At 71.3% G+C, this 12,274-nt stretch carries 10 protein-coding genes; 2 read left to right on the top strand and 8 right to left on the bottom strand.

The annotated features are described in order from the left end of the window. Nucleotides 1-56 precede the first annotated feature (56 nt). The 3 genes from BLV96_RS05260 to BLV96_RS05250 form a co-directional block, all read right to left on the bottom strand. Nucleotides 57-809, bottom strand: a complete 753-nt coding sequence (locus tag BLV96_RS05260; protein ID WP_208608136.1) for an SDR family oxidoreductase — start codon at nucleotides 807-809, stop codon at nucleotides 57-59. A 58-nt stretch (nucleotides 810-867) separates the two neighbouring features. After that, on the bottom strand, nucleotides 868-4,455 hold the full coding sequence (locus tag BLV96_RS05255; RefSeq protein ID WP_086678111.1) for a discoidin domain-containing protein: 3,588 nt from the start codon (nucleotides 4,453-4,455) through the stop codon (nucleotides 868-870). Nucleotides 4,456-4,774: 319 nt separating this feature from the next. Beyond that, nucleotides 4,775-5,215 carry a winged helix-turn-helix transcriptional regulator gene (locus tag BLV96_RS05250; RefSeq protein ID WP_086678113.1) on the bottom strand — a complete coding sequence of 147 codons (441 nt, stop codon included), beginning with the start codon at nucleotides 5,213-5,215 and terminating at the stop codon, nucleotides 4,775-4,777. A 131-nt stretch (nucleotides 5,216-5,346) separates the two neighbouring features. Between BLV96_RS05250 and BLV96_RS05245 the strand changes: the two genes are divergently transcribed. Next, complete coding sequence (locus tag BLV96_RS05245) at nucleotides 5,347-6,543, top strand: thiolase family protein (protein ID WP_086678115.1); 1,197 nt, start codon at nucleotides 5,347-5,349, stop codon at nucleotides 6,541-6,543. Here BLV96_RS05245 and BLV96_RS05240 read toward each other — a convergent pair. Then, nucleotides 6,474-6,884, bottom strand: a complete 411-nt coding sequence (locus BLV96_RS05240) for a response regulator (RefSeq protein ID WP_208608135.1) — start codon at nucleotides 6,882-6,884, stop codon at nucleotides 6,474-6,476. The two genes, BLV96_RS05245 and BLV96_RS05240, sit on opposite strands and share 70 nt — an antisense overlap. Nucleotides 6,885-6,928: 44 nt before the next feature. Further along, nucleotides 6,929-7,879: a non-homologous end-joining DNA ligase gene (ligD, locus tag BLV96_RS05235; protein WP_086678119.1), complete on the bottom strand. Its 951-nt coding sequence runs from the start codon at nucleotides 7,877-7,879 to the stop codon at nucleotides 6,929-6,931. A 39-nt stretch (nucleotides 7,880-7,918) separates the two neighbouring features. Between ligD and BLV96_RS05230 the strand changes: the two genes are divergently transcribed. Then, nucleotides 7,919-8,758 (top strand): PHP domain-containing protein, encoded by an 840-nt coding sequence (locus BLV96_RS05230; RefSeq protein ID WP_086678121.1) that lies wholly within the window; start codon nucleotides 7,919-7,921, stop codon nucleotides 8,756-8,758. A gap of 50 nt (nucleotides 8,759-8,808) precedes the next feature. Here BLV96_RS05230 and BLV96_RS05225 read toward each other — a convergent pair whose 3' ends face one another. From BLV96_RS05225 to BLV96_RS05215, 3 genes are all read right to left on the bottom strand, one after another. Next, the gene (locus tag BLV96_RS05225; protein ID WP_086678123.1) at nucleotides 8,809-10,842 is read right to left on the bottom strand and encodes an MDR family MFS transporter; all 2,034 of its coding nucleotides are present in this window, start codon (nucleotides 10,840-10,842) and stop codon (nucleotides 8,809-8,811) included. Between the two features lie 82 nt (nucleotides 10,843-10,924). Then, on the bottom strand, nucleotides 10,925-11,761 hold the full coding sequence (locus BLV96_RS05220) for an SDR family NAD(P)-dependent oxidoreductase (protein ID WP_086678125.1): 837 nt from the start codon (nucleotides 11,759-11,761) through the stop codon (nucleotides 10,925-10,927). 28 nt (nucleotides 11,762-11,789) lie between these two features. After that, entirely contained in the window at nucleotides 11,790-12,254 is a 465-nt protein-coding gene (locus BLV96_RS05215; RefSeq protein WP_086678127.1) for a GNAT family N-acetyltransferase, read from the bottom strand. Between the last annotated feature and the right edge of the window lie 20 nt (nucleotides 12,255-12,274).

Below are 12,274 nucleotides of genomic sequence, written 5' to 3'. Positions count from 1 at the left end.
CGCCAAACATATGACCTATCCGGATCCGAGGTCAAGATTCTTCGTAATTAATCCGATTACATATGAGCGAGGTACTCCGCGAAGGTGATCTTGCCGTCACGGTGTTCCGGCGCCAGGTGACCGCCGTCGGCGTAGGCCCGGAACGTCTCCCCCGGCACCGTCAGCGGAACGATCCGGCGGAACCGCCCGCTCGCCTCACCGACCGCCTGGGCCAGCTCCGTCGCCGTCAGGATCTCCGGCCCGCCGAAGTCGGACACCCGGCCGGCCGGGTCCTCCTGGGCCAGCGACGCCAGCCGGCGGGCGACGTCCCGGACGTCCACCGGCTGGAACGAGATCCGCGGCACGGGCACCACCGGCAGCCGGGTCGCGCCCGCGAGGAGCTTCCGGACCAGGCCGTGGAACTGCGTCGCCCGCTGGAGCGTGTACGGCAGGCCCGAAGACGCGATGAGCTCTTCGGCCTCGTGCTTGGCCTGGTAGTAGCCGAGCGGCACGCGGTCGACGCCGACGATCGAGACGTAGACCAGGTGCTCGACACCCGCCCAGCGCGCCGCTTCGACCAGCGTGGCGGCCAGCGCCGCCTCGCGCCCGAAGTAGTCGGTGGCGCAGTGGACCACGACGTCGACGCCGGCCACGGCGCTGTCGATGCCGCGTCCGGTGCGCAGGTCACCCCGCACGACGTCCGGTCCGGCCCGCCTGCTCAGCACCCGGACCTCCTCGCCCGCCGCCCGCAGCCGCGCCACGACCGCCGACCCGAGCTGCCCGGTGCCACCGGTGACCAGGATCCGCACGTCGACCACCTCCGGCGTCATCCTGACACGGCGGTGCCCGCCGGGAAACGCCTTCCCGGCGGGCACCTGTGCTCCCCCGCTAGTTGCGGACGATGGTGAAGGTGGACGTCGTGTTGCGGATGTCCTGGTCGTTGTCGCTCAGCGTCAGCCCGGTGAAGGTCGCCGAGCCGACGGCCGGGCCCTGGCCCGGTTCCGGCAGCTCGTTGGCCCAGATCCCGATCCCCGACTTGGCGTCGAACTGGTCACCGCTGCGGTGGGCGCCGGTGATCGACACGTTCGTCAGCACGGTGTCCTCGACCGGGTGCTCCGGCGTGGTGCCGTCGTACTTGGTCTGGAACATGATGCCGCTGTAGGTCGGGCTCTGGATATCCACATCGGACACCCGGATGCCGCGGAACTCCTTGGACGCGGAGAACATCCAGATCGCCGGGAACGTCTGCTGGCCCCAGAAGTGGCCGCCGTCCCGGACGAGCGAGGCGTTCTGGACCGTCGTCGGCTGCGGCCCGAACCCGAGGAACGGGTAGCCGAAGTCGAGCGAGCTGATCGTGATCGCCGAGTACGTCAGCGTGTCCGCGATGTAGAGGTTCCGGAAGGTGTTGTTGTACCCGCCGTAGACCGCCAGCCCGGCCGCGCGCCACGGAGTGAGCGAAGTCAGGTTCTCGAACACGTTGTCGTACTGGTTGCCCTGGTTGATGTCCGTGGCGGTGAACAGCGCGAAGCTGTCGTCACCGGTGGACCGGGCCTCGTTGTTGGTGACGTGGTTGCCGGTGCTCCCGTTCGTGAGGTTGACGCCGTCGGCGAAGGTGTCGCGGATCCGGGAGTTCTTGATCGTGGTGTTGTCCACGTTCGTGCCCCAGACCATGACCACCTGGTGCTCGACCCAGATGTTGTCGATCGTCAGGTTCGAGACGTTCGTCAGGTTGAACACCTTGCCGGGCCCGTCGATGCGCGAGGTGTAGTTGCCGAACACGGCGAACCCGCTGAACGTCGACCCGTTCGCGCTCGACTGCACGTCGATGCCGATGTCGCTGTTCTCCTGGCCCGAAGGCGCGGAGAACTTCGTGAACCACGGCCCGGCGCCGGTGACCGTGACGGCCTTGCCGTAGACGTTCAGCTTGCTCGACAGCGCGTAGTTCCCGGCCGGCAGGTAGACGCCGGTGAGCGTCGTGTCCTGGCGGACCTTGTCGAGGGCGCTCTGCACGTCCTGCTGCGTGAACCCGGTGGGCACCGCGAAGTGCGCCGGGTCGGGGTTCGCGACCGCGGTGGCCTGCTCGAAGTTCACGAAGTCGATCGCGTAGTTCGTGCTGTTGGCCGCGTCCTTCTGCAGCTTGATCTTGTGCCCGGCAGGCACGGTCGTGCCGAGCATCATGCTGGCCTCGTCGTAGATGTGGCGCGGCCCGGCGCCCGGCGAGTTGCCCGGACCGGTTTCGGCGCCGTAGAGCCACGCGTAGTGCGAGGTCAGGTCGATGGCCTTGAGGAACGTGCCGTCGACGTAGACGTTCAGCGTGGAGTTGATCCCGCCGCCACCGGCCGAGTCCGGGATGGAGAACCGGGTGACGAGCGTGTTGGTGGACGCGCGGGTGGTGAACTCCACCGACGAGCCGGTCGAGTTCAGTGTCACGGCCTTGCGGCCCGACGCCTCGCCCGCGAGGTCGCCGATCGTGCGGTTCGGCCCGACCACGGACGCGCCGCCGGCGACGACACCGTCTTCGGCTTCGTACATGTCGTAGGGCATGTTCGCGCCGCGGCCGACGAACAGCGCCTGCGTGCTGGTGTTGTTGGCCTGCTTCACCGGCAGCTCGTTGGGGTCGTTCGCGACGACCGTCTTGACGGTGTACTTGCCGTTGGCCGCGGTCCAGGTGCCGACGGTCACCGGTGCGGCGGTGGCTCCGGCGGCGAGGGCGCCCGTGTAGGTGCCGCTGAGCGTCTTGACGACGGTGCCGTTCTGGTCGGCGATCGTCACGGTGATGCCGTGGGCTCCCGCGGCCGAGGCCACCGTGCCCTGGTTGCGCAGGGTCGTGGTGAACGTGACCGTGTTGCCCGCGGACGGGTTGCCCGGCGACCACGCCGTGGCCGCGACGAGGTCGGAGCTCTGCACCGGGCTGACGACCAGGGCCGTCGAGCTCGTGTAGGAGTTGTTGGCCTCGTTCTGCTCGATGACGGCGTTGGCCTCGTCGACCTTGGCGGTCAGCTGGTAGCTGCCCGCGTCGCGGGTGCCGATGTTCGCCGACACGGTCGTCGAAGCGCCGGCGGCGAGCGCGCCGACGTTCGCGGTGCCGACCTTGGTGGTGCCCAGGTAGAGGTTGACGTTCGTCGCGCCCGAGGCCGCGGTCCCGGCGTTGCGAACGGTCGCCGACGCGGTGATCGCGTCGGTCTCGACGGGGTTCTGCGGCGACCAGGACACGCCCGAGACGGTCAGATCGGGGTTCGGCGCGGGGACGCCGAAGACCTGGAACTCCGCGGCCTGCCCGCCGCCGGCACCCGAGTTCGCGGTGACGCGCAGGCGGACGTCGGCGGCCCGGCCGCTCAGCGGGATGGTCACGGTGTTCCCGGTGGCCGGGCTGAAGCTGTAGGTCTGCGCGGCCGACAGCGTCGTGAACGCGGTGCCGCTCTGGTCACGGCCTTCGACCGCGATCGTCTGGGTGCGCGGCCCCCAGGAAGCGTCGGGGTTGAGCTTGACGACCACCTGGTTCAGGTCGGCGTTGGAGCCGAGTGCGACGGTCAGCAGGTTCGGGTAGGTGCCCCCGCCGCCTTCCCAGTAGGTGCTGGTCGAGTTGTCGTTGGCGTTGGCCGCGACGAAGGTGAACTCCGTCGAGGACGCCGTGATCGGCTTGCCCACCGCGAGGTTCGTCCCGGCCTGGGTGCCGGTGCGGGTCACGGTGTTGCTGTTCCCCGACTGGTTGCCGGCGGCGTCCTTCGCCCGCACGTAGTACGCGACGGTCGTCCCGTCCGGCTGGTTGTCGGTGTAGGTCAGGACGTTCCCGCCGACGCTGCCGCGGAGCTGGCCGTTGGCGTAGACGTCGTAGCCGGCGACCCCGGTGTTGTCGGTCGAGGCCGACCAGGTCAGCCGGATCTGGCCGCTCGCCGGTTGCGTGTAGGCGAGGTTGCCCGGCGCGGACGGCGGCTGGGTGTCCCCGCCGGCCGGGCCGTGCACCTCGAACTCCGACAGCTGTGCGGCGGGCCAGCCGGTGTTGGCCGTGACGTTCAGCCGGACGTACCGGGTGCTGCCGGTGACGTCCACGGTGACCGTGTTGCCGGTGGCGGGGTCGAAGCGGTAGCCGGCCGAGGCCTTCAGGTCGCTGAAGCTGGTGCCGTTCGTGCTGCCTTGGACGCTGAAGGTCTCGGTGCGGGCCTCCCAGTTCGACGGCAGCTTCAGCACCAGCTGGGCGACGTTGGTGGTCGCGCCGAGGTCGGCCTGGACCCACTGCGGGAGCTGGTTGTTCGTGCTTTCCCAGTAGGAGGCCTGGTTGCCGTCGCCGACGTTGGACACGGGGTAGCCGGCGAGCTGACTGCTCGCGGTGTAGGTCGCGGAGGCCGCCTCGGCGGCGACAGCGGCGGGCGCGGGCGCCGCGGCCGGGGCGGCGCTCGCGGCCACCGCGGGGGTGGCGAGCAGGAGGGACAGGGCGGCGTAGGTCGCCGCGCGCGACAGAAGTCGCTTCGTTCTCATGGGTTTCCTCTGATCCGGGGAGGAGGGAGACACGTCGAGCACGCACATCCCGGCGCGGGGACGTGCGGGAACCGGGGAACGGGGGCACGCGCGGACCGGGGTCCGGGGGCGCGCGCGGGCAGCACGGAACAGCCGTCATGGGCACCTCTTCGTCGAGGGCTGGGCGGAATCTTCCTGACGTCTGCTGTGATTTCTCGTGCTGTTGTCAGGTTCTTGCACTGATTCGTTCAAGAGTTACCGTGACGGGGGTCTCAAGTCAACGCCCGCCCACGAAAAAGGCCTCCTCGCGGGGGATGCGAGGAGGCCTTGGTGGCGTCGATCAGGAGTGGACGGCGCCCAGCCGGATCGCGTGCGTGCCCGAAGCGTTGACCGGCTCGCCGCAGTGCGCGCAGACGGTCGCCGGTGCCAGCACCTCGCCGCACGCGTGGCGCCAGAGCGTGGGCGGTTCGCCCTGGTGGACGTACTTGTCACCCCAGGCCATCAGGCCGAGCAGGATCGGCTGCAGCGCCCGGCCGGCCTCCGTCGGGTAGTACTCGAAGCGCGGCGGGTGGTCCTCGTACCGGCGCTTTTCCAGCACGCCGGCGTCGACGAGCTTGCGCAGCCGCGCGGCCAGGATGTCGCGGCTGGCGCCGGTGTTCTCGGCGATCCGGTTGAACCGCCGCTCCCCCAGCATGATCTCCCGCAGCGCGAGCAGGCTCCACCGTTCGCCGACGACCTCGAGGGCCTCGGCCACCGAGCATTCGCGGCCACGCCGGGTCATGCCACCTCCCTGGGGTTGAAAATCCAACCTAGCACTTCAGTCGCGTGTGACTTGAAGTACAGGTGAGTTGTGTAATCCAACTTACTCGGCGTATACCGAAACCATCCCCGATCTGCGAGGAGGCAGACACGATGACGGACGCGGTGATCGTCGACGCGGTACGGACCCCCATCGGCAAGGGCAAGCCGAACGGAACCCTCGCCGGGGTGCACCCGGTCGACCTGCACGCCCACGCACTCCGCTCGCTGGTCGAGCGCACCGGCGTCGACCCGGCCCGGATCGACGACGTGATCAGCGGCGCCGTCGGCCAGATCGGCGAGCAGAGCATGAACACCGCCCGCTGGGCCGCGCTCGCCGCGGGCCTGCCCGAGTCGGTCCCGGCGGTCACCGTCGACCGCCAGTGCGGCAGCAGCCAGCAGGCCGTCCACTTCGCCGCCCAAGGTGTCATCGCCGGCGCGTACGACGTCGTGATCGCCTCCGGCGTCGAGTCGATGAGCCGGGTGCCGATGGGCAGCCAGGTGGCCGGGCGCGACCCGTTCGGGACGCAGGTCGCCGCCCGCTACCCCGACGGCCTGGTGCCGCAGGGCATCAGCGCGGAGCTGATCGCCGCGAAGTGGGGCTTCAGCCGGGCCCAGCTGGACGAGTTCTCCGCGGAAAGCCACCAGCGGGCCGCTCGCGCCTGGGCGGACGGGAAGTTCGCCGGCGAGGTCGCGCCGCTCAAGGCACCCGGGCCGGACGGCGTGCTGCTCGACGTCACGACCGACGAAACCGTGCGGCCGTCGACGACGCCGGAGATCCTGGCCGGGCTGAAGCCGGCGTTCCGCGCCGACGTCTGGGAGCAGCGGTTCCCGGACCTCGGCTGGCACGTCACGGCCGGGAACTCGTCGCCGATCAACGACGGCGCCGCCGGTCTGCTGCTGACCAGCGCCGAGACGGCGAAGGCGCTCGGGCTGCGGCCGCGGGCGCGGATCCACAGCTTCGCGGTCGCCGGCGACGACCCGCTGTACATGCTCACCGGCGTCATCCCGGCGACGCGCAAGGTGCTCGCCCGGGCCGGGCTTTCGGTGGGCGACATCGACGCGTTCGAGGTCAACGAGGCGTTCGCCAGCGTGGTGCTCGCCTGGCAGGCCGAGCTCGGGGCGGACCTGGCGAAGGTCAACGTCAACGGCGGCGCGATCGCCCTCGGCCACCCGCTCGGCGGCAGCGGCGCCCGGCTGATGACGACGCTGCTGTCGGTCCTGGAGCAGACCGGCGGCCGCTACGGCCTGCAGACGATGTGCGAGGCGGGCGGCCTCGCCAACGCGACGATCATCGAGCGCCTGGACTGACGGGCCAGGTACGCCCGCAGCGCCGCCACGGCTCCCCCGGGATCCGCGGCGGCGACCGGGAACACCTCGTCGTAGCCGAGCGCCAGCAGTTCCGCGCGCGAGCCCCGGAAGCGGCCGCCGAGCACCACCGGCAGGCCGGCGAGCGCGGGGTCCGCGCGCACGCGGCGAAGCACGTCCGCCCCCGACGCGCCGAGCACAGTGGACAGCACCAGGCAGTCCGGGCGCTCCCGGCGGCAGGCGTCGAGCACCTCCGCCGCCACGCGCACCGTGTGGCCTTCGCGTTCGAGGACCACCTGCAACGCGACGAGGCTCCACGCGTCCGCGTCCAAACCCGACAGCACGACTTTCACCCCGGGCAGAGCCGCGAGCCCGCCCGGGAAATACGTCAGTCGGGTTCGGGCGGTTCCTCGACACCGTCGCGGTCGGCCCACTCCAGCAGCGGGTCCAGGGAAAACACGGCCTTGTCGATGTCGGCGTGGAGGTCGCCGAGCTCGGCGAACCGCGCGGGGACCGTGGCGATGGTGAAGTCGCCCGGCTCGGCGTCGTCGACCTCGTCCCAGCGGATCGGCGTCGACACCGTGCCTTCCGGGTTGCCGCGGACCGAGTAGGCGCTGGCGATCGTGTGGTCGCGGGCGTTCTGGTTGTAGTCGACGAAGAGCGTGCGCGGGTCGCGGTCCTTGCGCCACCAGGTGGTGGTGACGTCGTCGGGTGCCCGGCGTTCGACCTCGCGGGCGAAGGCCAGCGCCGCGCGGCGGACGTCGGAGAAGCCCCACCGGGGTTCGATGCGGACGTAGACGTGCAGGCCGCGGCCGCCGGAGGTCTTGGGCCAGCCGACCGCGCCGAGCTCGTCGAGGACCTCGTGCGCGACGTGCGCGACCCGCCGGACGCGGTCGTAGCCGCAGTCGGGCATCGGGTCGAGGTCGATGCGCCACTCGTCCGGCTTTTCGGTGTCGGCGCGCCGGGAGTTCCACGGGTGGAACTCCACTGTGGACATCTGCACCGCCCAGGCGACGTGCGCCAGCTCGGTGACGCACAGCTCGTCGGCGTGCCGGTTGTAGCGCGGGAAGGTCACCCGGACGGTCTCCAGCCACGGCGGCGCGCCGTTCGGGACACGCTTCTGGTGGACCTTCTCCCCCGCCACACCGGACGGGAAGCGGTGCAGCATGCACGGCCGTTCGCGCAGGGCGTTGACGATGCCGTCGCCCACCGAGAGGTAGTAGTTGACCAGGTCGAGCTTGGTCTCGCCGCGGGCCGGGAAGTAGACCCGGTCCGGGTTCGAGACGCGGACCGTGTGCGGCCCGACTTCCAGCTCGATCGCCGCCGACTTCTGCGCCATACCGAGACGCTAGCCCAAAACCGCCGTTACCGTGGGCCCATGAGCCTGCCGCCCGACGGTCACGTGCACACCGAATGGTCGTGGGACACGGTCACCGGGTCGATGGCCGGGTCGTGCGAGCGGGCGCTGGAGCTGGGGCTGCCGTCGGTGGCGTTCACCGAGCACGCGGACCTGACGCCGTGGCTGATCCCCGAGCCGGTCCGGCCGCTGCTGCCGGACCACTTCCGGGTCCGGCTGCGGCCCGACGGCGTGCTCGAGCCGCCGGACCTCGACGTCGCGGGTTACCTGGCGAGCGTCGAGGAGTGCCGGTCGCGGTTTCCTTCGCTGCGGATCCTCTCCGGGGTGGAGCTGAGCGAGCCGCACTGGCACCGCCCGCGCGCCGACGCGCTGCTGGCCGCCCACGACTTCGACCGGGTGCTGGGCTCGGTGCACTCCCTGCCCGGACAGCACGGTCACCACCAAGAGGTCACGGTGTTGTCCGACCGGCCGCCGGGCAACCTCTTGCGGGCCTACTTGACGGAGGTGCTCGGCCTGGTCGAGTCGACGGCGGACTTCGCGGTGCTCGCGCACATCGACTACGCGCTGAGGTCTTGGCCGGCCGAAGGTCCACCGTTCGCGGCGGCGGAGTTCGAAGAGGAGTTCCGGGTGGTGCTGCGCGCGCTGGCCTCGAGCGGGCGCGCGCTGGAGGTCAACACGAAGGTGCCGCTGCCGGGCGAGGTGGTGCGCTGGTGGTTCGAGGAGGGCGGCGAGGCGGTCGCCTTCGGCAGCGACGCGCACGAACCGGGCCTGGTCGGCCACGGCTTCGCGAAGGCGGCGGCCCTGGTGGAGGCGTGCGGCTTCCGCCCGGGCCGCACCCCGCACGACTTCTGGCGCCGCTGAACGTCACGGCCGCAGCTTTCACGTGAAAGCTACGCCTAGCGCGGCGGTGGTCACGCCAGGGCGTGCCGGCCGTGGGCGCGGGACTCCGCGCTCTGGTCCAGCAACCTCGCCGCGACCCGGCCGATCGCCGCGTCCAGCTCCGCCCGGTTGCCCGTTCCCCAGTCGCCGAGGCGGTCGGCCAGCCAGTCGTGCCACGCTCCGGCCACCTTCGCGAACTCCGCGCGGCCCGCCGGGGTCAGCTCCCAGCCGTCGCGGGCGTAACGCAGGTGGCCGGTCAGCTCCAGCCGGTTGAACGCCGGTTCCAGCACCGGCGCCGGCACGCCGAAGTACTCGCCGATCGCGCGCAACGTCGCCGGCTCGCCGCGGCGTTCGCGCAGGTGGACCTGCAGGAGACACCAGATGCCGCCCTCGTCGAGCTCGGTTCCGGCCCGCGAAACGATCGCCGGGGCGACCTTGCGGCGCTCGCGGAAGAACAGCGTCGCGACCGCGCGCTCCAGCTCGCGGTCGTCCGTGCGGGCCTCCGGCATCGCGAAGCCGTCGCCGAGGTCCGGGGCCGCCGCGCGGGCCGTGTCGCGCAGCGGGACCTCCTTGAGGAAGAACGCCAGTACGAACGCCACCAGCCCGACCGGCGCCGCCGCGAGGAACACCACGTGCAGGGAGTCGCTGTAGGCCTTGATCACCGGCGCGGACACCGCGTCCGGCAACGCGTGCAACGCGGTGGGCACCTGGATCGCCCGGGGATCGACGCCCGGCGGCAACGAGGCGACCGCCCCGGCCAGGTTCGGGGTCAGCTGGTTCGCGTACACCGTGCCGAAGATCGCCGCGCCGAACGAGCTGCCGATCGAGCGCAGGAACGTCACCCCGGACGTCGCGACGCCCAGGTCCGCGTAGTCGACGGTGTTCTGCACCGCGATCGTCAGCACCTGCATGCCGAGCCCGATCCCCAGCCCGAGCACCGCCATGTACGCCGACGCCTCCCAGAAGCCGGTGTCGGTGTCGAGCCGCGAAAGCAAGTACAGCCCGATCGTCATGCCCGCGGCGCCGGCCAGCGGGAAGATCTTGTACCGGCCGGTCCGGCTCACGGCGTTGCCCGCGGCGATCGACGCGACGAGCAGCGCCAGCACCATCGGCAGCAGCCGGACCCCGGACGTCGTCGCCGACGTGCCCTGGACGTACTGCATGTACGTGGGCAGGTAGGACAAAGCACCCAGCATCGCGAACCCGACGACGAAGCTCATGATCCCGCCTACGGTGAACACCGGGTTGCGGAACAGCCGCATCGGCAGCATCGGTTCCTTCGCCCGCAGCTCCACGAAGACGAACGCGGCCAGCAGCACCACCGACCCGATCGCCATCCCGATGATCGTCGGCGAGCCCCACGCGTACTGCGTGCCACCCCAGCTCGTGACGAGCGTGAGCCCGGTGGCGGCGAGGCCGATGAGCAGGATGCCCGCGTAGTCGATCACCGGCTTGACCGCCGCGCGCGCGTTCGGCATCGCCGACGACGCCACGACCAGCACGACGACGACCAGCGGGATGTTCACGTAGAACGCCCAGCGCCACGACAGGTGGTCGACGAAGAACCCGCCCAGCATCGGGCCCGCCACGGTCACCACGCCGAACACCGAGCCGAGCACGCCCTGGTACTTGCCGCGCTCGCGCAGCGGGACGACGTCGGCGATCAACGCCGTCGCGGTGACCATCAGCCCGCCGCCGCCGAGGCCCTGCACCGCGCGCCAGACGATCAGCCAGACCATGCTGTCGGCGAACCCGGCGCAGAACGACCCGATGCCGAACACGATCACCGACAGCTGGAACATCAGCTTGCGGCCGAACAGGTCGCCGAGCTTGCCGACGACGACGGTCATGATCGTCTCGGCCAGCAGGTAGGACGTCACCACCCAGGACAGGTGCCCGGCGCCGCCCAGGTCGCCGACGATGGTGGGCAGCGCGGTGCCGACGATGGTCTGGTCCAGCGCGGCCAGCAGCATGCCCAGCAGCACGGCGCCGAACACGGCGTTGACCCGGGCTTTGCTCAGCGGCGCGGGTCCCGGCTCGTGGGCGACCTCCGCGGTGGCCGTCATCTCCCACCCTCCTCGCTCGGCCTCCGAGGCTAGTGCGAGCCGTCCACTGTGGATAGCCACCCGTTCCGGTGGTTCCGGCCGGTCAAAGGGTCCAGCGGTCCCGCGGCGGCGATTCGAGGACGAGCTCGCCGGCGACCGCCGCGGCGATCTCCTCCGGCGTCCAGACGTCCTGGTGCAGCACCGGACGGATGATCGCGGGCTGGCGGACGGCGTGCAGGTGCCCGTCCGCCAGCCGCAGCACCTGCCCGGTGACGCCGGCGGAGAGGTCGCTGAGCAGGTAGGTGACCAGCGGCGCCACCCGTTCGGGCGGGTGCGCGTCCGGGTTCCCGTTCGGGTCGGCGGCCATCAGCCGGGTCCAGGCGATCGGGCTGACGGCGTTGACGCGCACCCCGCGGCCGGCCAGGTCGGCCGCCCACGAGTACGTCATCGACGCGACCGCGCCCTTCGACGCCGAGTACGCGGCGGCCCCGCGCTGCCCGATCATGGATCCGGACGTCACGTTGACGATGACACCGTTGCCCTGGGCAACCATCACCCCGGCGGCCGCCGTGCCGCAGTGGAGCGGGCCGAGGACGTTGGTCTCGACCAGCGCCCGGGTCCGCTCGGCGTCGTCGTCCTCCCAGGGCCGCGCGTGGTAGCCGACGGCGGCGTTGTTGACGAGCCCGTCGACCTTCCCGAACCGGTTGTGGCACAGGCTGATCAGCGCGCGGGCGTAGCCGGCGTCGGCCACCGAGCCGACACTGGCGACGGCCGTGCCGCCGTCCCCCTCGATCGCGGCGACGGTCTCGTGCGCCGGTTCCGCGTCGATGTCGTTGACCACGACGGCGGCCCCCGCCCCGGCGGCGTGCCGGGCGAACGCCCGTCCGAGTCCACGCCCGGCCCCGGTGATCACGACCGCGCGTCCGTCCAGGATGCCCATGCTCCTCAGTGTGGCCCAGCCGCCCGGCTCACGCCTCCCTGGCGAGCCGCACTTCGAACGGCCGGAAACCCTGCGCCCGGTAGAAAGCCAGCGCGCCTTCGTTCGCCGCGTACGCCTGCACGGCCAGTTCGTTCGCGCCGCGTTTCCGGGCCCACGACACGAATGCGGAAACCAGTGCCTCCCCCACGCCCCGGCGCCGGCATTCCGCCGCGACCCGCATGCTTTCCAGCACCGCCCGCACCGCGTCCGGGCGCAACGGGCTGACCGGGAGCAGCCGCCCGATCAGGTGGCCCGCGGCCACGCCGTCCGCGTGGGCCAGCAGGCACAGCGCCTCGTCGTCCGCGACGAGGTCCTGGTAGTAGGGCGCGCCTTCACGGTCCGGCCAGCCGAGGTCCATGCGCGGGTCGTGGCTCCCGGCGTCTTCGGCGAACAACGCGGCGGCCGAGGCGACGAGAGCGGGAACGTCTTCGGTGACATCGACGGAAACAGTCATACCCAGCACGGTAACCGCGT

It is taken from the genome of Amycolatopsis pretoriensis (genome assembly GCF_900107925.1).
Classification (GTDB): Bacteria; Actinomycetota; Actinomycetes; order Mycobacteriales; family Pseudonocardiaceae; genus Amycolatopsis; species Amycolatopsis pretoriensis.
Note: the sequence above shows the minus strand (reverse complement) of the source record. Positions and strands in the feature narration are given on the sequence as shown.

Bases quoted from the DNA above. Each gene is read 5' to 3' on its own strand.
- BLV96_RS05250 (WP_086678113.1), bottom strand. From the start codon at position 5,215: ATGACCCGGCGTGGCCGCGAATGCTCGGTGGCCGAGGCCCTCGAGGTC.
- BLV96_RS05225 (WP_086678123.1), bottom strand. From the start codon at position 10,842: ATGACGGCCACCGCGGAGGTCGCCCACGAGCCGGGACCCGCGCCGCTG.
- ligD (WP_086678119.1), bottom strand. From the start codon at position 7,879: ATGGCGCAGAAGTCGGCGGCGATCGAGCTGGAAGTCGGGCCGCACACG.
- BLV96_RS05245 (WP_086678115.1), top strand. From the start codon at position 5,347: ATGACGGACGCGGTGATCGTCGACGCGGTACGGACCCCCATCGGCAAG.
- BLV96_RS05220 (WP_086678125.1), bottom strand. From the start codon at position 11,761: ATGGGCATCCTGGACGGACGCGCGGTCGTGATCACCGGGGCCGGGCGT.
- BLV96_RS05255 (WP_086678111.1), bottom strand. From the start codon at position 4,455: ATGAGAACGAAGCGACTTCTGTCGCGCGCGGCGACCTACGCCGCCCTG.
- BLV96_RS05230 (WP_086678121.1), top strand. From the start codon at position 7,919: ATGAGCCTGCCGCCCGACGGTCACGTGCACACCGAATGGTCGTGGGAC.
- BLV96_RS05215 (WP_086678127.1), bottom strand. From the start codon at position 12,254: ATGACTGTTTCCGTCGATGTCACCGAAGACGTTCCCGCTCTCGTCGCC.
- BLV96_RS05260 (WP_208608136.1), bottom strand. From the start codon at position 809: ATGACGCCGGAGGTGGTCGACGTGCGGATCCTGGTCACCGGTGGCACC.